The sequence below is a fragment of the Streptomyces sp. NPDC041940 genome (assembly GCF_055589465.1).
This window is the reverse complement of record NZ_JBVJBP010000009.1, coordinates 158,008-180,637: the sequence shown is the minus strand read 5'-3', so window position 1 is coordinate 180,637 and position 22,630 is coordinate 158,008. Positions and strand designations below refer to the sequence as shown.

Sequence of the window (22,630 nt, the reverse complement as noted above, 5' to 3'; positions counted from 1 at the left end):
ACCAAGGCGCAGTAATTCACGTTTCACCCCATGCGGACTGAGGACTCCTTCACATGAGCGACATCCCAGCCAACGTGCTCCTCGACATTCACACCCACGCGCTGGCCGGCATGCGGAACATCCCACGGCACTTCGCGCGTTGGGCCGCCGTCGCCGCCGACGAGGACTATCCGGACGCCGACCTGAGCGAGGAAGTGTTTCGCGCCTACCTCGTCAACGGTGACGAGGCACTCAGAGCTCTATGGAGCCGTCACCTCACCGCCTGGGACTTCGCCGAAGGTCCTCAGTGGGCGCTGGCGATACCTGCCCGCACCGATGCTCGGCGTACAGCGGTGTACGACCGGCTGCGGTTTGGCAATGACTTGCGGAAGGCGCTAGATGACGCCGTACCCGTGGCGAAGATCGCAGGTCCCACCGTGATCACACGTGAGTTCATCCCCTGGTACACCCCTGACCGTGGTTCCGCCCGTTCCTTCTATTGGGCGTCGTACGAGCAGAAGCTCCGTGCCAAGGGATGGTCTGACGCCGCGATCGCAAGCCTCGATGAAGCAAGCCGGGCCGTTGTTGAACGCCTCACCGATCCAGAGCAGCCGAGGGCTCGGCAGGCGAAGGGCCTAGTCGTCGGATACGTGCAGTCGGGCAAGACAGCCAACTTCACTGGCGTCACCGCTAAGGCGATCGACGCCGGGTACCGCCTCGTCATCGTGCTGGGCGGGACACTCAACCTGCTGCGCGCTCAGACCCAGCGCCGCCTCGACATGGAGCTAATCGGGCAGGAGAACATCCTGCGCGGTGCGGATATCACGGACCTTGACTCCCTCGTAGGCGTGGACTACGTAGGCGACGATGACGCGGACTGGGACGAGTTCGTCCAGCACGGCGCGCGCCCATCTGTGCTCGGTGCGTTCGACATCGAGCGTCTGACTACTCGCGACAATGACTACAAAAGCCTGGCGCAAGGCATCAGGGCGCTTGAGTTTGAGAAGCGCGAACCGGCCCGCCCTCTGCATGATCCGGCGAACCTCCACCACGCAGCGGCCCGCGTCCTGGTGGTGAAGAAGAACAAGTCCGTTCTGACCAAGCTCGTCAAGGACCTGAAGCAGATTCACGGACTGCTGGGTGAGCTGCCTGCTCTGATCATCGACGACGAGTCCGACCAGGCTTCCGTGAACACGCTGGACCCCAAGAAGTGGGAGCAAGGCAACACTGAACGAACGGCCATCAACGGGTTGCTTTCCCAGCTGCTTAAGCTGCTTCCGCGCGCGCAGTACGTTGGGTACACGGCTACCCCCTTCGCCAACGTCTTCATTGACCCCGGTGACGACGAGGACATCTTCCCCAGCGATTTCCTGATCTCGCTTCCTCGCCCCTCCGGGTACATGGGTGCCCAGGACTTCCATGATTTGGATTCTGCGATCCCCCGGGAAGAGCGCACGTACGCCAACTCTCAGGAGCAGGCACACATCCGGGACATCCAGGAGTCAACGGGTGACCGTCTCCAAGAGGCCATGGACGCCTTCGTCCTGTCTGGCGCCCTGAAGCTGTACCGGGCAGACCACGGTGTGGACGACGGCCCGTTCCGCCACCACACGATGCTCGCTCATCAGTCTGTCCGGAAGGACGATCACGCGGAACTCGCGTTGTGTATCAATTCCATGTGGCATCAGGCGGGTTACAGTTCGGCCGCCGGCCATGAACGTCTTGCTGCCCTGTGGGCTTCGGACTTCGCTCCAGTCAGCGAGGTGCGCGCATCAGACCTCCCAGTCCCTGCCTCCTACGGAGAACTGCGCCCCTACGTCAATGCCGCGCGCCAGCGCATCGGCTCAGGAGGCAAGCCAGTCATCGTCGTCAATGGGGACTCCGACCGCTACTTCGATCAGTTGAACCTTGACTTCGACCGGACCCCGCACGTCTGGAAGATCTTGGTCGGCGGAACGAAGCTCTCTCGCGGATTCACCGTAGAAGGCCTAACCATCACGTATTACCGGCGCACCACACAGCAGGCGGACACGCTGATGCAGATGGGACGCTGGTTCGGCTTCCGTCCCGGCTACCGGGACCTGGTCCGGCTCTACATCGGAAGGGAGGAGCCCTTCGGCCGTAACAGGTATGCCGATCTGTATGAGGCCTACGAAGCGATCTGCCGCGACGAGGAAGCATTCCGGGAACAGCTGGCGCAATACGCCGTAGTGGTCGATGGGCAGCCTCAGATAACACCCATGCAAGTTCCTCCCCTCGTGGCGCAGCACCTGCCCTGGATCAGGCCTTCGGCCCGAAACAAGATGTTCAACGCGGAACTCGTGGAGATCCGGTCGCCTGGTCGCCCCATTGAGCCTGCGTCATACCCAGGGAGTAGCGGGGCGCTTAAACGGAACACCGAGCGCTGGCGCCCCTTGCTGGACTCGCTTAGCGCAGTACCGACTACGTTCAGCAATCCGCCAGATGCTTCCAGCTCGCTCACTCGATCATTCGAGGCCCTGACCGGGACCGTCACCCACAGCGACCTCGTCAGCGTGCTGTCTAAGCTCGAATGGGAGCGGCCAGGGCACTTCGATCCTCATCTGACCTACCTCAGCCAGCTCGACGGCGCGCTCGCCACGGTGGACGACTGGCTGCTCATTTCCCCTCGCCTGGCCGCGAGCACGCGAGTGGAGGCCCGCGTGATTGGTTCGCTTCCGTTGTCCCTCGTCCGCCGAAGCCGACAAGCCGGGAAGACCTCCTTCAGCCGTATCGCCAGCGTCGAGCACCGCACAGCGGCCCAGCGACTGATCGATGCGGCGCGCTCGCCGGCTGAGTATCGTCCTGGTGAGAGCATCGGGACTAGGACAGGGGTGGCACTCCTGTACCCCGTCGTGGAGGGGGACAGCCACAGCGACGTGCAGGCGGTCGTGCGGAACGGCTCTGCCGACCCCGCGAAGATCGTAATGGCCTTCACCTTGATCCCGCCCGCCTCGGCCGTGAGCGCCGACCGTCGCCTGGTGCGCTTCCGTGCCAAGAACTCCCGATTCGCCTCTGAGGCAACGATTCCAGCGAGTTCGTCCTGAATTCCGCTCCCCTTCAACGTCATGGCCGCTGCCGCGGGGGCCAACCGCAGGCAAAGCCTTTCAGGACGGTCCGCAGAGGCATAGGAGGGCAAGTCTTGGTCCTTGCCCTCCGGGCAGTGCAGACGCCCAGAGCACCCTGACTCGGAACGGGCAGTGGGCGGGCGTCGCGCTGCCTTCTGGATGAAGCCCGTTTCCCCGGGCGCTGCCCCGAGGGAAACGGCGGCGGCTACCTCCTACGAGGCGCCCCCGCACGGGACATGGTCGCGAGCTCGCGCTAGCTGTGTCCTTCTCGCTGAAGTGTCCGCCGCATTCGCGCCAATGCCGCCAGCCTGAACCCCTTGGTGATGATCCAACAGGCCGGCCATACTCCGAAGCATGGACGCCGACGCAAGCGACGGGCCGATAGCCCCAGACGGAACACCTTGGTGGGAGCTCACAGTCCAGCCAGGCACCCGGAACAGGCCGTTTGGTCAAGAACGGCGCCTGGCGGCCTGGCTCTGGTTCAACAAGGAAATGGGTGACATATTCACGATGAACGAGCTCCGCGATGCGCTGGGCTCTGACATCGTCGGCAAGTCCGAGCACCTCAATCGCCGTCTCCGCACCCTGCGCTCAGTGGGATGGCTCATCCCGTCGTACAAGGATGACGGCTCGCTGGGAACGGACGAGTATCGGCTTCAGGCAAAGGGGGCTCGGTACTGGCTCGACGCGGACCGTCAAGCTCACAAGCGATTTGCGCCGTCAGCGCGTGTACGGCGCGACGTCATGGATCGCGATGGCGGGCGCTGCGTTGTCTGCGGAGCTGCGGCCGGGGAATCGTACCCAGGTGAGCCCGACAGCAAGGCCCGGCTCACCATCGGGCATCGAGTGCCGCAGGAACGCCTGAGGACGCGGAGAGCGGCCGACGACATCGACAACTGGCGTACTGAGTGTGCGAGGTGCAACGAGCCAGTTCGAGACGAGATTCCCGATCCATGGCAATACGACGAGGTACTAGCACAGGCCCGGCGCCTAAGCCGAGGAAACAAGCAAACGCTACTCAGTTGGCTGCATCGAGCAGAACGTACTCGTTCAGAGCTTGACCGTATCTACGATCTAGCTCGGGTCCTCTCGCACAAGGAGCGGGAGGATCTCATCGCCTACTTGCAGACCAGCTCCGGCAGCTCGAGTTAGGAGTCCTCCTCACGTGACAGCAGCACTTACGGCAGCCAGGAAGAACTTCCACGGTGACCTTATCGAGAAGTACACCCTTTCCCTGTCCCTTGACGGCGTGGCCTCAAATGCTGACAGCAGCCAGAAGACTAGCGTAAGCATCGGGCTAAGCATCGCAAAGGATCTCTCCGCAGGTACTATTCCCAAGAAACTCACCGGGCAACGAGTTGGAAAGCAGTTCGAAGAGGCTGTCGAGGGGTTCCTGTCAGATACCTTTCCCCTGTTTCAGACACTCCGGCCAGGCGATTGGAGCATCGAGAACGTCGGCGGGTCCCGAGCCGAGTACCAGATTTCTAGGTACGAGCCCTACACACACCTAGCCGACCTGGCGAATGCAATTGAAAACGACAGGAATCTCGCCTCGGTACTCGGGAATTCTTACGAGATCAGCCCGGACATTCTAATTCTCCGAAAGCCTGAACCAGACGAGAACATCAATCGCGATTCCGATCTGGTGGACTCGGAGTCTGGACGATACGCCGTCATCAGGATGGTCAATCAGGAACGCCCTATTGTCCACGCCATAGTTTCATGCAAGTGGACACTTCGCAGCGATCGCGCCCAAAATGCGCGCTCGGAGGCCCTTAACGTAATCCGGAACCGGAAGGGACGCACTCCACACATCGCCGTTGTCACCGGAGAACCCTCGCCCTCTCGGCTGGCATCGCTAGCGCTTGGCACAGGTGATATCGATACCGTGTATCACTTCGCCCTGCCGGAGCTAATCAAAGCGGTGCACGAAACGGATAACGACGAGGCAGTCAGCATGCTCAACACCCTCGTTGCCGGTAAACGTCTGCGCGACATCAGTGACCTGCCACTCGATCTGGCGATTTAGCGGCAGGCCACACTGGCCGACATGACGCGGCTAGCTGATACGGGAACGCAACTCAGCGAAGCGTGCGTGCCTGTCGTGGTCTTCCTGGCCTGTGAACCCCTTGAAGCCCGTGAGCCGGTACGCACGACCTCCGAGCTGATCATCCTCGTCGATCACGAAGTCCCGCGCTAGCAGGGCCATCCGACGCTCGAAGGCCAAGGAATCCATCTTCTCGCCAGCGAGCCGCACAAGTTCTTTCTCTGTCAGCGCAGTTGAGGCGTTCTTCAAGGCCAAGTAGAGCCCGTCGTGCATGACTTCGTGCTCTACTTCGGCCAGCTGCTTTGGTTCACCCTTCCGGTTTAGCGCGTTGGCGATGGCGGTGCCAATCGCACGCGCCACGGGCGGCGGGAACGCGTTGCCGATTTGGCGATACCTGGTCGTCTTGCGTCCGGTGAACTCCCACTCGTAGTCCCGCTCCTCGCCCCACCCTTGGATGCGAGCCACCATCTCCGTGGTGAGCTTCGGCAGAAAATCCACTGGAGTCGATCCATCCGGCGGCGAGTCGGCAACTCCCATTGCGTCTACGCCGAGGTTGCGCCAGGCCGCTTTCGCGCGAGTTGGCCCAAGGTCCGCGCCACCGTGCTTCTTTGAACCGCCCACAATGGTGGGGGCGATGTCGTTCGCATTCTTCGCCCAAGCTTCGGCCCCCAGCCAGCCCTTAGCGGCCATCATGCCCTGCAGCGCTGTTCCAACGGTTACCGCGGTGGGCTTTTCTTCAGGCCATTCGAACCATTGGGCATATTCGTGACGCATGGCGACGAGGACGAAACGCGGCCGCAACTGAGGGACACCGTAGTTATTTGCATGCAGGAGTTTCCAGTCGGACCAGTAGCCCAGGTCTCTCAGGCGATCTTTCACATGCTGACGGTAGGCAGAGAAGCGAGGCATTGAGAGGCCGCGCACGTTCTCAAGAAGGAGCGCCCGAGGCTTCATCTTGCCAGCCAGTTCAACGGCCCATGCGAAAAGATCACGCTCATCGGTTGCACCGAGCTGCTTACCGGCAATCGAGAACGGAGGACATGGCACCCCTCCCGCAAGAAGGTCAATATCGACGTATTTGCCTGGTTTCCAGAGGTCCTCGTCGGCGACGTCACCGTGCACCACCTTCCAGTCGCGGTTCGCGCGAAGGGTGTTGACGGCGTTCTCGTCGAGCTCGACGGCGACGGCGTGATCGAAACCTGCCAGCTCAAGGCCGAGCGACTGGCCCCCAGCGCCCGCGCAGATCTCCACGGCGGACAGATCAGCCACGCTCATACCTCCATGTCTGTGTTGCACAGGTCTACCATCCTGACCCATCAAACACTGTGGGTCTGACACTAGGGCTACGGTGGACACGATGACCTCTAGCCCTGATCCAGCATCGCCGACACCGCCGACGCCTGGTCGCTCACGCAACATGGCGGCGATCAAGCGGCGGGACACCAAGCCCGAGCGGACCATCCGGTCGCTGCTCCACGCTGCAGGGAAGCGGTACCGCGTTGATTACCGTCTGCAGCTGGCGGGCGCGCGCCCGCGGCCGGATATTGCCTTTACACGTGCGCGAGTAGCCGTATTTGTCGACGGCTGTTTCTGGCACTGCTGCCCCGAGCATGGCCGGCAGCCCGGTGTAAATGGTGGCTACTGGGGGCCGAAGCTGGAGCGCAATGTGGCCAGGGACAGGGCCGCCGACGTAGCTCTCGCAGCGGCAGGCTGGTCTGTCGTCCGTGTATGGGAGCACGAGGACCCAGACGTGGCGGCAGCACGGATCATCGCTGCTCTCGACGCCGCAGCCCTCGACAATCGGGGTTCACGAACTAACTGAAGTCAGGCTCCACAGCCCCTTGCCGTGGGCTATTGCTAGCGCCCCCTATGGCTCTGTCAGGCAGCTGCCGATACAGCCTCATAATGCATTTGAGCGCGGTCAAGGATGTCGTCGGGATCATGGCCGCGGCCAGTAGTCCAGTGGAGCAGATCAGCGATCAACTCGACCGCCGACTCGACGAGGCTCACCTCTCGCCCTCGTCCGTGTAGGCCAAGCACGCACGCATCCCTCTCATAGTTCTCGAGCGCCAGCACAGCCCGCTCGACTCTTCGGCACTTATGCCCGTCCGCAAGCGGAATCTCGCACCAGACCGCCTTGCCCGCCGCAGTCAGCACTGTGCCCCAGTCCACAGCCGTGGCCGCGAGCAGACGCAGGCCACGACCGGACTCATCACCGCATGTGGCGGTCCTGACGACGGGCAGGACGGGACTCTGGTCGTGGACTTCGAGGCGGAGTCGCTCGCCCCTCCTCTCAAGGATTAGGGCTGCCGACCCTCCTGCACCAACGTGCTTCACAACATTGGTGGCCAGCTCCGTCACGAGGAGTTCGGTTTCATCAGCGGCGATGAGCACGTCCCAGCGAGTGAGCTGCCGAACGACTGCTCTCCTCAGAAGGCGCACCTCCGCCGGCGCTGCCGCAAAGGGCAGAACGCAGCGGGGGTGAGGCTCCGTGGCTTCGCAACCGGACATGACCACTTCTCCCTCCCTTGGCCACGCGGCGCCTAGTTCATGCCGTATCTGTACGACTGCGCTGCGTAGCGACTGAGAAGAGCATGGCACAGAGAAATCTCACTGTGTAACTTCTCATGAGAACCTATCGGGTGAATCTGGTGGTGAGCCCAGTTCACCGCTACCTAGCCTGATGGCGTCCTCCGGGCTGCGGCCCGGTACATGGCGAAGGAGCCGCATGCCCGATCGGAGCACGACACGACGCCGCCAGCTGGGCGCCACCATGCGCAAGTTGCGCTCCCGCACGGGAATGACACTTGAGGAAGCCGGGCACTTGGTCGGCGTTTCAAAAGCGACCGTCAGCAGGTACGAGACCACGGCCGGACCGGTCAAGTGGATCGTCATCGACGCGCTGTGTCGTGAGTACGGAGCAACTGACGCCGAGCGGCGCGCAGTTGTCAACCTCGCCAAGAACGCCAAAGAGCAGGGCTGGTGGAACTCCTTCGCCGATTCCATCCCAGAGAGCATGAACCTGCTGCTCACCCTTGAGGACGAAGCAGTTCGTGAGAACCACTTCTGCTGCGCCTATGTCCCTGGGCTTCTGCAGACGCGCGACTACAGCACGGCGCTCCAGAAGGCCAACGAGGTGCCCTTGGAGCCGGCGGAGGTCGAGCGCCTCGTCGACATCCGCATGAAGCGGCAGGAGATCCTGACCCGTCCGAAGCCGTTGCACCTGTGGGCGATCCTCGACGAGTCGGTGATCCGCCGCATCGTGGGGTCGCCGTCGGTTATGAAGGCGCAGCTCGACCGGCTCCTCGGAGCCAACGAGTCTCCTCACGTCACCCTTCAGGTGCTGCCGTTCTCCAAGGGAGCCCACGCCGCTGCCCTGGGGAGCTTCGTCATGATCGGCGGCCCCGAACCGGCCCTCGACGTCGTCTACGTCGACTTCCACACAGGCTCACTGTTCCTGGAGAAGGAGCAGGAACTGGAGCGATACAGACTTGCGTTCGAGTACCTGCGCGCACAAGCGTTGGACATGGAGGCTTCCTCCACCCTGATCCATCGCGCCCGCAAGGAGCTCTGAAATGTCCCTTGGCCCGCAGATCGCCCCCGAGCTCAGCTGGTTCAAGTCGTCTTACAGCGGCGGCAACACCACCGAGTGCTTGGAGTGCGCATACAGCCCCCATGGCACGCTCATACGCGACTCCAAGCGACCGGATGGGCCCGTCGCGCGCACTGGGGCCTATGCATGGCGTCGCTTCGTGGATGGGATCCGCCACGGCGGCCTGAGCCTGCCTGGGGACTCCGGTAGCCCCCGGTAAGCGGTTCTGCGCGCAAGTTCACGCAAGTTCCTGGCCGTAGCTCGTCCTTGGGCGAAAGATCGGACACACGGCAGTCCGAGAGGAGCAGACATGGCACTCATCAAGCTGGGTCAGGACCCGGAGAGCCCGGACGGGAAGTCGCCCACTGTGTACCTGGATGACCAGACCGGCAACTACGTCCTCCAGGGTTGGAAGATCACCGACCCTGAACGGCTGGCGCAGATGGACATCCCTGGGCATGAGACGGTGATCGAGTTCCCTAGGCGCATGATGCAGTTCTTCCCGGAGGTGAACGGTGGGGGCGGCACCGACGCTTGAGCAACGGTTGCGGAGCTGCCGTAGCTCGGCCGTGCATTTGGAGATGCGCGACGGCTACATGCGGTCCGATCCCCGGTTCGTCGCATGGCAGCAGGGCGTTCGCAACGCACCCGAGGACAACAACCCGGACCTGCGGCCCTGGCTCGCCCTGACGTCCGAGCTGGTAGATAGGGGCATCGAAGTTCGCCGTGCCCGCATCGTCTCCGAGCCCGTGAGCGACTACATCGAGTTCGAGCACCATGTGACCGCCGCCAATGTCGCAGCGGGCGAGCAGGTCCGTTGGCTGCCGCGGCGCCGGGCATCGGACCTCGCTCTGCCCGGCAATGACTTCTGGCTGCTGGACGGCAGCGTCGTCGTGTTTCACCACTTCGGTGGAGACGGTGAGCTCGCGCCTGAGGACGAGACGTGCACGGATGACCCGGCAACCGTGAAGTTGTGCGGCTCCGCGTTCGAGGCAGTGTGGGAGCGGGGCACGCCGCACGAGCGATACCAGCCGCCCCGCTGCCAGACCTGACGGAGATTTCATCCGTTGCCCTCATCGTCCAGTGTTGCCGAGGCCAGGCGAGCGCTCGGCCGGCGCCTGCGTGAGATCCGGAAGGACTCGGGTCTCACCGCGCGGGCGCTGGCGGGCCTCGCGGGCTGGCATGAGTCCAAGTGCTCTCGCATCGAGCACGGACGAACACCACCTTCGGACGCGGATATCCGGGCATGGACACTGCACTGCGGAGCGCTGGAGGAGACAGCGGATCTGATAGCCACCGCGCGTGCCGTCGAGGGGATGTACGTCGAGTGGCGCCGCATGGAGCGTGCCGGACTGAAGCAGGTTCAGGAGTCGGTCGCACCACTGTTCCAGCGCACCCGACGGTTTCGTATGTACCAGTCCTGGGTCGTGCCCGGCCTCCTCCAGACCCCCGCTTACACCGAGGCCGTGCTGAGAACGATCACCGCCTTGCGTGACGTACCCGACGACATCGACGCGGCTGTGGCCGTGCGCATGGAGCGGCAGCGGGTGCTTCACACCGGTGATCACCGCTTCGCGGTCCTGGTCGAGGAGTGGGTGCTGCGGACCGTCATCGGCGATGCCGAGGTCATGGCCGGCCAATTGGGCCATCTGATCGCCACGGCTTCGCTGCCCTCGGTGTCGCTGGGCATCATTCCGACGGGTGTGCCGCGTGGGGCGGGATGGCCCGTCGAGTCATTCACGATGTACGACGATGCACAGGTCAACGTGGAGCTCGTCTCCGCGCATCTGACCATCACGCAACCCACTGAGATCGCGATGTACGCGCAGACTTTCGCCGAGTTGGCGGAGCGGGCCGTCTACGGGGCTGCCGCACGGTCGCTGATCACAGCCGCCATCAACTCTCTCGAGTGACCGCGCGCAAGTCCGCGCACATTCGTTGAGACAGGTTCTGTTCCGTTCCTAGCGTGGCTTCCAGTTGTCCTCGTACTTCTCACAAGGAGCCCGCAATGGATCACGAGCAGTCAACTCAGCCCAGCGACGGCCTGCTCGTCGCCCGCAGCAAGGTGATGGCGGCCAGGGCCCGGTCCGAGCAGCCGTCGGACGGCGGATCGACCGGTGTCAGCGACACCAACGACTGACAGACCACGCCCATGACCACTGAGATGACCTTCTCGGTGGCCCAATGTCTGGGCGGGGACGACTTCCTCGCCCAGACGTTCGGCCAGCGGTATCACGTCAGCCGGGGATCTTCCCGCCGCACGGCGTCCCTGCTCACCTGGGACGACGTCAACGCCATCCTTACGCACCACCGACTGGATGCACCTCGCCTGCGCCTTGCGAAGGACGGTCAACCACTCGCCGCACACACCTACAGCCGTCCGACCGTCACCCGCCGACGGACGGCCTGGCAGCGTCTGCAGCCTGCCGACCTGCATCAGCAGCTCGCGGAGGGCGCGACCCTCGTATTGGACGCCGTAGACGAACTCCACCCAGGCGCTGCCCAGCTCGCGATGGATCTGGAGCGCTGGCTACGCACAGCGGTACAGATCAACTTGTACGCGTCCTGGACAAGCACCGAGGGATTCGGCATCCACTGGGATGACCACGATGTCGTGGTCATCCAGTTGGACGGGTCCAAGTGCTGGCGGCTCTATGGTCCGACCCGGGTTGCCCCGATGCACCGGGACGTCCAGGCGCCGGATGGCCCCCCGGCCGATCCCGTAGCCGAGTTGGTTCTGGATGCCGGCGACGTGCTCTACCTGCCTCGGGGCTGGTGGCACGCCGTGGCCGCTTCGTCGGGACAAGCGTCGCTCCACCTCACCTGCGGGCTCCAGACCACGACAGGTGCCGACGTCATCGCCTGGCTGTCGGACAGCCTTCGGACCCATGAACTGGTGCGCTCCGACGTGCCCCGGTTCGGCAGCACCACCGACCAAGCCGCCTTCACTGAGCACCTGGCCAAGCTCGTCATGTCCGAGCTGACGTCCCCTGACCTCCTCCCCCGGTTTCTGGCCGCTCGTGATGCCACCGAACAAGCACGGCTGGCCCCGTCGCTGCCGTACGTCAGAGCCGTACCCTCGGACCCGCAGCTGTGGGTTCAGCTGTTGGTCACGCGACCGGCACTCGATACAACGCCCGAGGGCGATGTCCGGCTGACAGCGGGCGGTGAGGAGTGGACCTTCGCGCGGCGTGTGCGTCCGCTGCTGGAGCTCCTGGAATCGGGCTTCCCCCAGAGGCTCGGCACGCTGGCTGAGTCAGGCGGCCTCACAGTGGCCGAGACGGCCCTCGTCGTATCCGAGCTGGTCAACGGCCAGGTCGCAGGAGTCAAGAGGGGTGCGGAGTGACCGCCCGGCTGGGGCTGGGCACCTATCGGTGCCGCGATGTCGCAGGGGCAGCGGCGATGGCCGTCCGTGCGGGCGCCGACTGGATCGACACAGCCCCGAACTACGCCGAGGGCCAGGCGGAACAGCAGCTGGCCCTGGTGGTTCCTGGCGCGCCTCGCGTAAAGGTGTCGACCAAGGTCGGCTTCCTGACCGCTGTCACATGCGACCGCGCGCTCAGGGCAGGCGTGGTCACCGCCTCCGAGGCCGAAGACAGCTACTGCCTGGCACCTCGCTTCATCGCTTGGCAGATCGGCCGCAGCCAACGCATCCTCGGCCGGGAGCCCCAGACGGTTTTCTTGCACAACCCTGAACACGGCAGCATGTCCGCCGATCTGAAGATCCAGCGTCTGTACGAGGCCTTCGGAGCGCTGGAGCAGGCCGCGCAGGAAGGTCGGATCGGCGCCTACGGCATCGCCACCTGGAGCGGCTTCTCCGACGGTCTGTTCACGGTGCCGCTGCTGCTGGAGCTGGCCGTCAAGGCCGGTGGCCGCGGGCACCGCTTTCGGGCTGTCCAACTCCCACTGTCAATCGTCAATCTCGCGCCCATCGCCCAGGCCTTGGACGGGGTCGGCGTACTCGTCGACGCGGCAGCAGCCGGACTCGACGTGCTGGCCTCAGCACCACTACACGGCGGCACGGTCTTGGAGATGGTCACGCCGGAACTGGCCGAGCTGATCCGTCCCGGGAGCAGTCCCGCGACCGCTGGTCTGGCGGTCGTAGCCTCCGCTCCCGGGGTTGGCCGGGTTCTGCTGTCGACGGACAACCCGCAACACTGGGCCCAAGCCGTGACCGCTGTCGAACAACACCCCGCCATGTCACCGGACCGACTAAGAAAGGTCGTGGATGTTCTCGGAACCTGAGCTCGGAGTATCCCAGCGAATGTTCCTGGCCTTTACCGAAGCCAACGTTCGGCTGAACGTAACCATGGGCGCAGTCCCGAAGTCCTGGGGTTGGCAGGGACGTACATTGAGCGGCCGCGTCGACACCCCGGACGGTCCCGCGTGGCTGCGCCTCGTTCACACACACGCCGAAAGGGCCAACGGCAAACTCTGGGAGGGACCGCGGGTTGCGGAGGACACCGTGCCCCCAGTCGTGCCCCGGCCGCGCCTCCGGCAATGTCTGACGTGGACCGAAAACGATGACAGCTACCTGGCGGAGCTCTACGACTTCGTGTCCGAGCCGACTGTCACCACGGACAGTCCGATTCTGCGCCACCGCCCGGACCTGTCCGGCACTTGGTGGCCGAGTCTGCGGACCGCCCTGGACACCGTGTCCGCCGTGCCGACAGACCGGGTGGCAGTTCGGCAGGCGTACCTCGACCGGGCCATGCCCCAGTTCCTGGGGCAGGAGATCGACACGACCGTCCCCGCCTGGTCGACTGCCCATGGCGACCTGCACTGGGCAAACCTGACCTGTCCCACACTCACCATGCTGGACTGGGAGGGGTGGGGCATCGCACCGGCGGGTTTCGATGCAGCCATGCTGCACACGTACAGTCTCCTCGTCCCCAGCGTCAGTGCGCAGGTACGAGGACATCTGGACCATGTGCTCGACACGCCGACCGGACGCTTCGCCGAGTTGGTGGTCATCACGCAGTTGCTTCAGACCAATAGCCGGGGCGACAACTTGGAGCTCGCGGGCCCACTTCGGCAACGGGCTGGCGAGTTGTTGGTCGATTCGATATGACGTTTGACCCCGTGGACAGCGCGGTCGATGTCCAGCATGACCTAGCAGCTCACGAAAGCAGCGCGAGGCGGCTGCGGTACTTTCTCCCAGCGATTCCCACCGGCCTGATCCAAACGCCCGAGTACATGCGACAGGTCATGACCCGGACGTCGGTGTCCGCCGTGGGGGTCAACGAGTACCTAATCGCACAGAAGTTGGAGCGGCAGGCCGTACTCGACGACCTCGACAAGCGATTCGATTTCCTGCTCACGGAGTCGGCGATTCGGTGGCAGTTGTGCGATACCGCCGCCATGGCACGGCAGATCGAGCATCTCGTAGCCCTCTCGCACCGTCCGAATGTGGCTCTCCGGGTTCTTCCACTGTCGGTTCGGGATTCCGAAGTTCCGTTCAGCACCTTCACCGTCTACGACGCGACCATGACGACGTTGGAAGTCTTCACTGGTCGGGTGGTATTGCGCGATGCGGCGGGCGTTCAGCACTACGGCCAGTTGTTCGACTACTTTGCCGAGCATGCTTGTGTGGACGATGCGGCAAGGGAGCTGCTCGGCGATTGGGTGGCGGGCCTGTAATCGTCACGTTGGCTGCAAAGTACTCACGGCCGCCCGGTTCCCCCGAGGTTGGCGGCTCCGGGGCGAGTGTCAAGAGCGCCCTTCGGGCGTCGGCTGACGCCGATTGCGCTTCGCTTCACTCTTGACACTCGCCCCTCCACCGCGGGGATTTTGATGGCCGGGCGGCCCGGAGAGAGGGCGGCGGGGAACGGGGGTGGGGGTGCGGGGCCGTGGCCGGGTGGCGGAGGTCGAGGGTGGGTGTCGGCGCTGTCAGCTGGGTGGCGTGGGTGGCCAATTCGACGCACCGCGACGAGGATCAGCCCATGCACGACAGCACCAGGATCCGTCTGATAGAGCCCACCGATGCCGCCCTGATCGCCGCACACCGGATGCGGGACATCGAGGCTTTTCGACCGTGGGAACCGGCCCAGCCAGCCGACTTCTTCACTCCGGAGGGCCAGGCGGAGCGGATCGAGAGGCTGCTGGCGGGATACCAGGCCGGTGTGGTCTGGCCGGGCGTGGTCCTCGCCGACGACCAGGTGATCGGGCAGGTCACAGTCGGAGGCATCCTGCCGCAGCCGCACCTTCGCCGCGGCTCCGTCGGATACTGGATCACCAGCGGCGCCCAGAATCATGGGCACGCCAGGCGCGCCGTCGGGCTCGTACTCCGGGTGATGGCGGACGAACTCGGGTTGCACCGCGCCGAGGCGTCCACCAGCCTGGAGAATCTGCCGTCGCAGCGAGTGCTGCGCCGCAACGCGTTCAGCCCGTACGGCGTCGCTCACTCCTCGATCTTTCTCGACGGACGCTGGCGGGACGGGCTGCTGTGGGAGCGGATCCTGGGCGACTAACTGATCGTTTCAGAGCCAGGTCCGCAGGCGGCGGAGGCATATGAGGCTGCAGGCCAGTTCGCGCAGGCCCTGATGAAGGTCAGCACGTCTTCTGTAACGGATGCGGAACCGACGTCAGTCCTCCACCTTGTCCAGCTCGCCCCGCTCGACGCAGAACTCGTTCCCCTCCGGGTCCGACATCACCACCCACCCTCTGCCGTTCGGCAGGGTGCGGTCCGTCAGGATGCGGGCGCCGAGGGATACGGCGCGTTCGACCTCCTCGGAGCGGGTGCGGCCTGTGGGGCCGAGGTCGAAGTGGATGCGGTTCTTGGTCGTCTTGCCTTCCGGGACTCTTACGAAGAGCAGGCCGGGGGTGTTGTCCGGAAGCTCGACCAGGACCTCGTCGTCGCCGGGCTTGTCGATGTCGGAGATGGGGTGGCCGAGGAACTCGCTCCAGAAGCGGGCCAGTTCGTAAGGCTCGCCCGTGCAGTCGAAGGTGATGTGGCGGATGGTGGGGTTCGACGGGGTCAACGGGCTTCTCCCTCAGGTGTGTTGAGTGCGCGTACGGCGCTGCGTCGCAGGATGGAGGGGTGACCGCGTCGTGTCGAACTATTTTCCGTCGTCGGGCAGGTTCCCGTTGCCGCCCAGGTTGGCGACCATGCGGCGCAGGACGTTGATCGTGGTGATGAAGTCGGCCTGGGGGATGCCCTCGTGGGTCCGGCAGTGGACTTGGAGGTTGCGTTCGCGGGCGCGGAGGCGGGCCGCCTCGCCGGCCTCCGTGAGGGTCATGGCGCCTGTCGCGTCCTCCGTGAGCCAGCCTCGGGTGGTCAGGTCGTCGTAGACCTGGTCGAAGTCGGTGGCCTGGTCGTCGTAGGGGGTGAGGCGGGCGGTCAGGGTGGGGCGGGTCCACGTGCCGGGGGCGCCGGACGCGTGGTTGAGGGTCCACCAGTGGGGCTGGGTGAGGTTCTCGACCGCGAGTTGGGCTCGGATGGACCCTACGACCCTGCGGTAGGCCTCGCCGGTCCAGGCGCCGATCGGCTGGGCGGCCAGTTCTTCCTGGGAGTACTGCTTGAGGTTCTCGGTCTGGGTGTTCATGCGGTCAACGTAAGACCTCAATCAATGTTGAGGTCAAGGAGGAAGGTGCTGATCGCCTCGTGGAGGCGGTCCGGCTGGTCCAGGTGGACGTCGTGGGCCGCGTCGGGGATGCGGGTGAGGTGGGCGAGGTGGGCGAGGTGGGTGGCGGGGCGGTGGGTGAGGGCCCTTCCTGGCGGGTCGCAGCCGGAATTCGTACGGCCGGACGGTTACGTCACTCGATCGTGAGTTCCTCCCCTCTCGGGGCCCGTGGGAGCCGATGCTCGAAGGGGCGGCGTATGACCAGCGCTGCCCGGATGTTCATCGTCGGGTGGGGGGATGACATGACGCGGGAAGCGGAAGCGGAACGATGCCGTGGCCTGGAGGGGCAGGCGGTGCTGTTGGTGGCGGGGCTGGCCGATCTGGCGGTGAGTACGGTGGGGTCGGCTGTGGGGACGGTGCGGGGGCTGCTGCGGCGTTCCGATGCCGTGGAGCTGGCGGCGGATGCCGAGCACGAGCTGGTGGCGCGGGGGCGGCTGGCGTTGGACCGGTACGCGGCCGTGCCGCCGGCCCACTTGGAGATCCTGGCCCGGCAGGCCCAGGCCCGGAAGGCCGCCGGTGGGGTCTGACCGGTGGGAGCCGGCCGCGTTCAAGGTCCGTGTCGACGAGGTGCTGCGGGGGTTCGTCGCCGAGGAGGCGGACGCGTTCGCGGCGATCGATCCGGTCCTCGCGTGCGTGGCCGAGAATCTGGAGGCGGCGGTCGCGGACGGCAAGCGGCTTCGGGCGGCCTTCTGCTACTGGGGGTGGCGTGCGGCGGGGCAGCCGGACAGTGACGCGCTGGTACGGGCGGCGGCCTCCATGGAACTGGTGCATGCCGCGGCCGTGGTGCACGACGATCTGATCGACGACAGTCCGCTGCGGCACGGGCGGCCGACGGTGCATGTCGCGCTGCGGGGTGCTGTCGGGAGCCGGCCGGACGCCGATGCCGCCGCCCGGTCGCTGGCGATGCTGGTGGGTGATCTGCTGATGGCGCTGGCCGGGCAGTTGTTCGCCACCAGCGGGCTGCCCGCCGCGTATCTCGTGCGGGCCCGGCCGTTGTGGTCGTTGATGGCGCGCGAGCTGATCGCGGGCGAGTGCCTGGAGATCCTGCGGACCGGGGCCGGTCCGGACACCGCCGTCTCTCTGAAGGTGATCCGGTACAAGACCGCCAAGTACACCGTCGAGCAGCCCCTGCTCATCGGCGGCGTGCTGGCCGGAGCGGGCTCGCGGCTGCGCGAGGGCTACTCCGCGTACGGACTGCCGCTGGGCGAGGCGTTCCAGCTCCGGGACGATCTGCTGGGCCTGTTCGGGGACCCGGACCACACCGGCAAGGCCAACGCCGACGATGTGCGCGGGCGGCGGCCCACGGCCCTGCTCGCGGAGACGTGGCGGCTGGCCGGTGAGGAGGAGCGGGAGTTGCTGCGTGCCCTGCTGGGCCGGGACGACCTGGACGCGGAGGGCCTGGACGCGCGGGAGCTGGACGCCGTACGGGAGGTGATGTGCCGGCTGAAGGCGCCCGACCGTATCGAGGACATGATCAGCGCGCGGGTCGAGGAGGCGCTCGACGCCCTCCATGGGCTGCATGTGCCGACGCCCTCCGCCGCCGCCCTGACCGCGCTGGCCCATACGGCGACGGTCCGTCTGTTCTGACCGGCGTCCGGCCGGAGCACCGGCGGCTGTTGTGCCGGTCCTGACGTGCCCGTGGACACGAACCCGTGGATGACAAGGAGCCCTGCCATGACCTGTACCGAGGCATCGATGGACGCCCTGCGGCAGGCCGGTGACGAACTCGCCGACGCCACCGTCGCCACGCTCTTCGAACGCGGGGAGGTGGGCAAGTTCAACACCCTGATGCGCTACGTCTCGACGGCCGGCGCTCCCCTGCCGGACGGGCTGCCCGACGTCGCCCGCGAGTACCTGGAGAGCACCCGCACCCCGCCGGCCTGGGTGGACTGGGGGGAGATGGAGAAGGCCCGGCTCTTCTTCATCGACAACAACGTGCACATCTCCACCGCGCTGTCCTTCGCCTCCATGCCCGCCTGCTACCTCGTCCCGCATGTGGCGAAGCTGCTGTCGGCGACGCACGGGCTGAAGTACCCCTCCAAGCGGATGGCGGAGACCGGGCAGTTCACGGTCTATCTGATGCAGCCCGACGCCTTCGAGGCCGGCGGGCGCTTCGTCCCCGCCGCCCAGAAGGTCCGCCTCCTGCACGCGTCCATCCGGCACCATCTCGCCCGCGAGAACCGCTGGGACACCGAGACTCTCGGGACGCCGATCTGCCAGGAGGACATGATCGGCGGGCAGATGTTCTTCTCCATGCTCGTCCTGGACAGCCTGCATCGCCTCGGCATCCACATGTCGCAGGAGGGCGCGGACGCCTACTACTACGCGTGGCGCGTGGTCGGTGCGATGCTCGGCGTCGACCAGGACGCCGTGCCCCACACCCTCGACGAGGCCCGCCGGTTCCTCGACCTGTACATGGTCCGGCACATGGGGCCTTCCGACGAGGGGACCCATCTGACCCGGCAGCTGATCGACCTGTACGAGGAGGTCGTGCCGGGCACCTTCTTCGATCCGGTCGTGTCCGCCCTCATCCGCTACCTCGTCGGCGACACCTGTGCCGACTGGCTCCAGGTGCCGCGCACCTCGTGGGACACCGTCGTCAAGGCCGCGCCCCATCTCCTGGGCGTCCTGGAGAGCATCGAGGACCACTCCCCGTTCGGCGCGTGGGCCCTGGACCGTCTCGGCCATCTCACCAGCGTCCTGGAGCTGTCCACGCTCACCCGCGGACGCGTCATGCACTACGCGATCCCCGAACAGCTCAGGAAGGACTACGGCGTCTCCAGTGCGGTGCCGCGCACCAGCCGGTGGGCGCCGCCGGCCCCCACGCTCTTCTGACGCCCCCTTACGGGCCTCGCCGCTCGGGTTCGGGTACCGGGGAACGGCCGCCGACCTGCGGAGCTAGCCTTGGAACCCGCACGAGTACAGCAGGAGGCAGGTATGGCGAAGGTTCCCAGCGCGGTGGTCGCCGCGAGCGGGCTGGTCGGCGGGTACGGCGTGGCCCGTTGGACCAGGCAGCGGCCGCTCGGCGGGGCCGTGCTCGCGGTCGCCGGTGCGGCGGCCGCGCGGCAGTGGCGGGAGCAGGCCGGCGGGGTGGCCGCGGGGGCGTTGTCGGCCGCGTATGTCGCCGCCTTCGCCGGGTCTCATCCGCTGGCCAAGAGGGTGGGCGCCTGGCCTGCCGTGTTCGGTGTGGCGGGGGCTGTGGCCGTGGCGTCGTGGGTCGTGGCCGACCGGCGCGGCCGGTAGCGGGAACAGCAAAGAACCCGGCCCTGAATCCCAGGGCCGGGTTCTTGTGTGTGGAGCGCCGGGCAGGCCTTGCACCTGCATTTCCCCGCAGGAAGCGGGGCGTCTTTCCTTGGACCACCAACGCACGATCCTTGAGCCGGAGTTCCGGCGACCGGATGCAGATCAACTGTACCGCAGTTTTTGTTATCGCCGCACCGCCCACCCGTCTCCTCACCGTCCCCCACAGGCACGCGACCTACGACGCTGAGGTACGACGACGTGACACGACAGATCAGCCGCCGGAGCATGTTGAAAGCAGCGGGTGCGGCGGGCGCCGGTATCGGTATCGGTACGGCCGCCCTCGCCACCCCGGCCGTCGCCGCCGGTGCCCCTCTCGCCCACCCCGGCCTGCTGCACACCCGTACCGACCTGGCCCGTATGGCGGCGAAGGTGAAGGCGGGTGCCAAGCCCTACACCGCCGGGTTCGCCAAGCTCACCGCCAACCGGCACGCGCGGAGCGGCTGGCGGGCCAATCCGCAGGCCACGGTGTACCGGGGGTCGGGATCGCCGGAGAACTACGCGGCCCTCTACAACGACATCCACGCCGCCTACCAGAACGCCCTGCACTACCACGTCAGCGGCGAGAGCGCGCACGCCGACACCGCCGTGGCGATCCTGAACGCCTGGTCGGGCAGACTGACATCGCTCCAGGGCTCCGCCGACCGGTTCCTGGCCGCCGGGCTGTACGGGTATCAGTACGCCAATGCCGCCGAGCTCGTGCGTGACCATGGCGACTTCGATCTCGTGCGGGCGCAGGAGCTGATGCGGGACGTCTTCCATCCGCTCAGCGACGACTTCCTGACCCGTCACAACGGCGCCGTCGTCACCAACTACTGGCCCAACTGGGATCTGACGGCCATCGCCTGTGTGCTCGCGACCGGGATCTTCTGCGACGACCGGGGCATCGTCGAGCGGGCCGTGGAGTACTTCAAGCACGGGGAGGGGATGGGGTCGGTCCGCCATGCCATTCCCGTCGTACACGACGACGGGCTCGCGGAGTGGGTCGAGGCCGGGCGCGACCAGGGGCACGCGCTGCTCGGAGTCGGGCTGATGGGCACGGTGTGCGAGATGGCGTGGAACCAGGGCATCGATCTGTACGGGTACGACGACAGCCGGTTCCTCAAGGGCGCGCAGTACGTGGCCAAGTGGAGCCTGGGGGGTGAGGTGCCGTACACGGCCAACACGCGGAAGAAGGGTGCGATCGGGGGTTGGTCGGGGAGTGAGACCGCTACGGAGGCGGCCGGTGTGGATCCGGGTATGACCCGGCCCATCTGGGCGATGATCGCCAACCACTACACCAAGCGGCGGGGGTTGTCGGCGTCGTATGTGACGCGTGCCGCGGTGAAGGCCGCGCCTGAGGGTGGGGGTGGGGATTACGGGCCCAACAGTGGGGGGTTCGACCAGCTGGGGTTCGGGACGTTGGCGTTCACCCGGGAGCGGGGGGAGGGGGCGGCGACAGGTGCCGGGTCCTCCAGAGCGGGTGGGGGCGCTCAGCCGCAGGAGGCGGGGCGAGACCTCGCTGCAACCGGGGTCGAGGGTGCCGTCGGGTGGATTGCGGCGGCTGGTGTTGCGGCCGTCGGGGGTGGGGTGCTGTTGCTTCGGCGGCGGGGTGGGGCCGAGTAGGTGCTGGTGCGTTGCGGGGGTGCTGCGGGGGGAGTGCGGGCGGGTGCGCAGACTGACCGATCAGGACCGGGCGCCCCCTCGCAACCGCAGCCTGACCACCCCGGCGGACTGATGGAATCGCAGCACCAGGTCGCATCTATGAGGGGCATTCCAGGGTTGTGATCAGGGTGATCACTGATGGGCGATGGCTGCTGCGCGCAGCAGAGTTGGCGTTGTCAACCAGTCCCCTCAGTGCCGTGGAGAAGACAACTTCGATGCGTATCCGCCTTACCGTCACCACCCTCGCCCTCGCCACCGCTCTCACCACCGGCTCGGCCCTGCCCACGGCCGCCGCCACGCCTGCTTCCAGCGCCCCGGCCTCTGCGAACCCCACCGTCCAGGACATCCTCGACCACCTGCCCGACGACGTCGTTGCGGGCGCGCTGATCAGACGGGACGGCATGGACGCCACCGCCGGCCCGGTCACCGCTGACGCCCATGTCCGGATCGGCAGTGTCACCAAAGCGTTCACCAACACGGTGGTGCTCCAACTCGTCGCCGAGCACCGGATCGGCCTGGACACAGCGGCACGGAGATACGTCCCCCAAGTGCTGCCCGAGGCGTACAACCGCGTCACCGTGCGCCAGCTCCTCGACCACACGAGCGGCCTGCCCAAGCCCGCCCCGACCCCCGGCCCGGCCGACGGACCCGGATGGCAGCTGAAGTCTGTGACGCCCGAAGAAATCCTGCGCGACTCGTTCGCCGCAGCCACCGCCGCACCACCCGCACCCGGCTCCGAGCAGCAGTACAACGGACTCAACTCCTTCGTCCTCGGCCTGATCGTCGAGAAGGTCACCGGCCACTCCTTCACCACCGAACTGCAGCGCAGGATCATCCGGCCGCTGCATCTGAGGCACACCAGCCTGCCGGCCGCCGATGACCCGACGATCCCCTCGCCCCATGCGGAGGTGTACCTCGATGGGCAGGACGTGACCGAGCAGAGCCCGTACCCGTGGGCCGAGGGAGGCATGATCTCCACCGCCGCCGACCTGGACCGCTTCGTCACCGCGCTGTTCCGGGGCAGCCTGCTCCCACCAGCCCAGGAGAAGCTGGTATTCGAGGTACCGAAGGTGAAGAGCGCCGCCGGCAACGCGAACTGCGTGGGCCCGCTGGCCTGCTACAGCATCGGCGGACTCCTGCGCCACCAGCTCCCAAGTGGCGAGTACGCGTGGGGCAAGACCGGTTCCCGCCCCGGCTGGGACAACGGGTTCTTCGCCACCCGCGACCTCCGACACCGCGTGGTGTACTCCCTGAACCCGACGGGGACCGGCAATGGCCTCCCGTACATCAAGGCGATCGTCAACGCCGGGCTCGCCGACTGACAGCCGAACCTCCCATCCAGTCCGGTACATGACGACCG

The 22,630-nt window shown here is 66.1% G+C and carries 25 protein-coding genes; 21 read left to right on the top strand and 4 right to left on the bottom strand.

Features of this window, described 5'->3' with window-relative positions; all coding sequences use genetic code 11:
- Positions 1–53: 53 nt before the first annotated feature.
- From ACZ6I3_RS17935 to ACZ6I3_RS17925, 3 genes are all read left to right on the top strand, one after another.
- Entirely contained in the window at positions 54–3,044 is a 2,991-nt protein-coding gene (locus ACZ6I3_RS17935) for a Z1 domain-containing protein (RefSeq protein ID WP_469415586.1), read from the top strand.
- Between the two features lie 375 nt (positions 3,045–3,419).
- A complete protein-coding gene (locus ACZ6I3_RS17930) occupies positions 3,420–4,217 on the top strand; it encodes an HNH endonuclease (RefSeq protein WP_469415585.1) in 798 nt (265 codons plus the stop codon).
- A gap of 13 nt (positions 4,218–4,230) precedes the next feature.
- The gene (locus ACZ6I3_RS17925; protein ID WP_469415584.1) at positions 4,231–5,094 is read left to right on the top strand and encodes an NgoMIV family type II restriction endonuclease; all 864 of its coding nucleotides are present in this window, start codon (positions 4,231–4,233) and stop codon (positions 5,092–5,094) included.
- Positions 5,095–5,124: 30 nt separating this feature from the next.
- Here ACZ6I3_RS17925 and ACZ6I3_RS17920 read toward each other — a convergent pair whose 3' ends face one another.
- A complete protein-coding gene (locus tag ACZ6I3_RS17920) occupies positions 5,125–6,387 on the bottom strand; it encodes a DNA cytosine methyltransferase (RefSeq protein ID WP_469415583.1) in 1,263 nt (420 codons plus the stop codon).
- Between the two features lie 82 nt (positions 6,388–6,469).
- Here ACZ6I3_RS17920 and ACZ6I3_RS17915 point away from each other — a divergent pair, with 82 nt between their 5' ends.
- Positions 6,470–6,934: a very short patch repair endonuclease gene (locus tag ACZ6I3_RS17915; protein WP_469415581.1), complete on the top strand. Its 465-nt coding sequence runs from the start codon at positions 6,470–6,472 to the stop codon at positions 6,932–6,934.
- Between the two features lie 56 nt (positions 6,935–6,990).
- Here the strand turns inward: ACZ6I3_RS17915 and ACZ6I3_RS17910 are convergent, their stop codons facing one another.
- Positions 6,991–7,623, bottom strand: coding sequence for an ATP-binding protein (locus ACZ6I3_RS17910; protein ID WP_469415580.1), 633 nt, complete (start codon positions 7,621–7,623; stop codon positions 6,991–6,993).
- A 217-nt stretch (positions 7,624–7,840) separates the two neighbouring features.
- On the opposite strand from ACZ6I3_RS17910, the gene ACZ6I3_RS17905 reads away from it, so the two are divergent.
- The 11 genes from ACZ6I3_RS17905 (at position 7,841) to ACZ6I3_RS17855 (ending at position 15,174) form a co-directional block, all read left to right on the top strand.
- Complete coding sequence (locus ACZ6I3_RS17905) at positions 7,841–8,686, top strand: helix-turn-helix domain-containing protein (protein WP_469415579.1); 846 nt, start codon at positions 7,841–7,843, stop codon at positions 8,684–8,686.
- Position 8,687: 1 nt separating this feature from the next.
- Positions 8,688–8,924 carry a DUF397 domain-containing protein gene (locus tag ACZ6I3_RS17900; protein ID WP_469415578.1) on the top strand — a complete coding sequence of 79 codons (237 nt, stop codon included), beginning with the start codon at positions 8,688–8,690 and terminating at the stop codon, positions 8,922–8,924.
- 90 nt (positions 8,925–9,014) lie between these two features.
- Positions 9,015–9,242 carry a hypothetical protein gene (locus ACZ6I3_RS17895; RefSeq protein WP_469415576.1) on the top strand — a complete coding sequence of 76 codons (228 nt, stop codon included), beginning with the start codon at positions 9,015–9,017 and terminating at the stop codon, positions 9,240–9,242.
- A gap of 43 nt (positions 9,243–9,285) precedes the next feature.
- Entirely contained in the window at positions 9,286–9,756 is a 471-nt protein-coding gene (locus ACZ6I3_RS17890; protein ID WP_469415574.1) for a DUF6879 family protein, read from the top strand.
- Between the two features lie 15 nt (positions 9,757–9,771).
- On the top strand, positions 9,772–10,617 hold the full coding sequence (locus ACZ6I3_RS17885; protein ID WP_469415572.1) for a helix-turn-helix domain-containing protein: 846 nt from the start codon (positions 9,772–9,774) through the stop codon (positions 10,615–10,617).
- Positions 10,618–10,712: 95 nt separating this feature from the next.
- Positions 10,713–10,844, top strand: a complete 132-nt coding sequence (locus ACZ6I3_RS17880; RefSeq protein ID WP_469415571.1) for a hypothetical protein — start codon at positions 10,713–10,715, stop codon at positions 10,842–10,844.
- A gap of 12 nt (positions 10,845–10,856) precedes the next feature.
- Positions 10,857–12,050, top strand: coding sequence for a cupin domain-containing protein (locus ACZ6I3_RS17875; protein ID WP_469415570.1), 1,194 nt, complete (start codon positions 10,857–10,859; stop codon positions 12,048–12,050).
- Positions 12,047–12,949: an aldo/keto reductase gene (locus ACZ6I3_RS17870; protein WP_469415569.1), complete on the top strand. Its 903-nt coding sequence runs from the start codon at positions 12,047–12,049 to the stop codon at positions 12,947–12,949. Before ACZ6I3_RS17875 ends, ACZ6I3_RS17870 begins: the two co-directional genes overlap by 4 nt.
- Before the next feature lie 19 nt (positions 12,950–12,968).
- Positions 12,969–13,775, top strand: coding sequence for a hypothetical protein (locus ACZ6I3_RS17865; protein WP_469415568.1), 807 nt, complete (start codon positions 12,969–12,971; stop codon positions 13,773–13,775).
- An 11-nt stretch (positions 13,776–13,786) separates the two neighbouring features.
- A complete protein-coding gene (locus ACZ6I3_RS17860) occupies positions 13,787–14,344 on the top strand; it encodes a DUF5753 domain-containing protein (protein WP_469415567.1) in 558 nt (185 codons plus the stop codon).
- Between the two features lie 302 nt (positions 14,345–14,646).
- A complete protein-coding gene (locus tag ACZ6I3_RS17855; protein ID WP_469415565.1) occupies positions 14,647–15,174 on the top strand; it encodes a GNAT family N-acetyltransferase in 528 nt (175 codons plus the stop codon).
- A gap of 114 nt (positions 15,175–15,288) precedes the next feature.
- On the opposite strand, the gene ACZ6I3_RS17850 is transcribed toward ACZ6I3_RS17855, so the two are convergent.
- Positions 15,289–15,684: a VOC family protein gene (locus ACZ6I3_RS17850; protein WP_469415564.1), complete on the bottom strand. Its 396-nt coding sequence runs from the start codon at positions 15,682–15,684 to the stop codon at positions 15,289–15,291.
- Between the two features lie 78 nt (positions 15,685–15,762).
- Positions 15,763–16,248, bottom strand: coding sequence for a MarR family transcriptional regulator (locus tag ACZ6I3_RS17845; RefSeq protein WP_469415562.1), 486 nt, complete (start codon positions 16,246–16,248; stop codon positions 15,763–15,765).
- Positions 16,249–16,568: 320 nt separating this feature from the next.
- Here ACZ6I3_RS17845 and ACZ6I3_RS17840 point away from each other — a divergent pair, with 320 nt between their 5' ends.
- From ACZ6I3_RS17840 to ACZ6I3_RS17815, 6 genes are all read left to right on the top strand, one after another.
- Positions 16,569–16,853, top strand: a complete 285-nt coding sequence (locus tag ACZ6I3_RS17840; RefSeq protein ID WP_469415716.1) for a polyprenyl synthetase — start codon at positions 16,569–16,571, stop codon at positions 16,851–16,853.
- Complete coding sequence (locus ACZ6I3_RS17835) at positions 16,843–17,913, top strand: polyprenyl synthetase family protein (protein WP_469415561.1); 1,071 nt, start codon at positions 16,843–16,845, stop codon at positions 17,911–17,913. The genes ACZ6I3_RS17840 and ACZ6I3_RS17835 overlap by 11 nt, the downstream gene beginning before the upstream one ends.
- Before the next feature lie 87 nt (positions 17,914–18,000).
- Positions 18,001–19,161, top strand: coding sequence for an oxygenase MpaB family protein (locus tag ACZ6I3_RS17830; protein ID WP_469415560.1), 1,161 nt, complete (start codon positions 18,001–18,003; stop codon positions 19,159–19,161).
- Between the two features lie 102 nt (positions 19,162–19,263).
- Positions 19,264–19,569 (top strand): hypothetical protein, encoded by a 306-nt coding sequence (locus tag ACZ6I3_RS17825; RefSeq protein WP_469415558.1) that lies wholly within the window; start codon positions 19,264–19,266, stop codon positions 19,567–19,569.
- 285 nt (positions 19,570–19,854) lie between these two features.
- Complete coding sequence (locus ACZ6I3_RS17820) at positions 19,855–21,231, top strand: alginate lyase family protein (protein WP_469415714.1); 1,377 nt, start codon at positions 19,855–19,857, stop codon at positions 21,229–21,231.
- Between the two features lie 254 nt (positions 21,232–21,485).
- Positions 21,486–22,592, top strand: coding sequence for a serine hydrolase domain-containing protein (locus ACZ6I3_RS17815; RefSeq protein ID WP_469415557.1), 1,107 nt, complete (start codon positions 21,486–21,488; stop codon positions 22,590–22,592).
- The last annotated feature ends 38 nt before the right edge of the window (positions 22,593–22,630 follow it).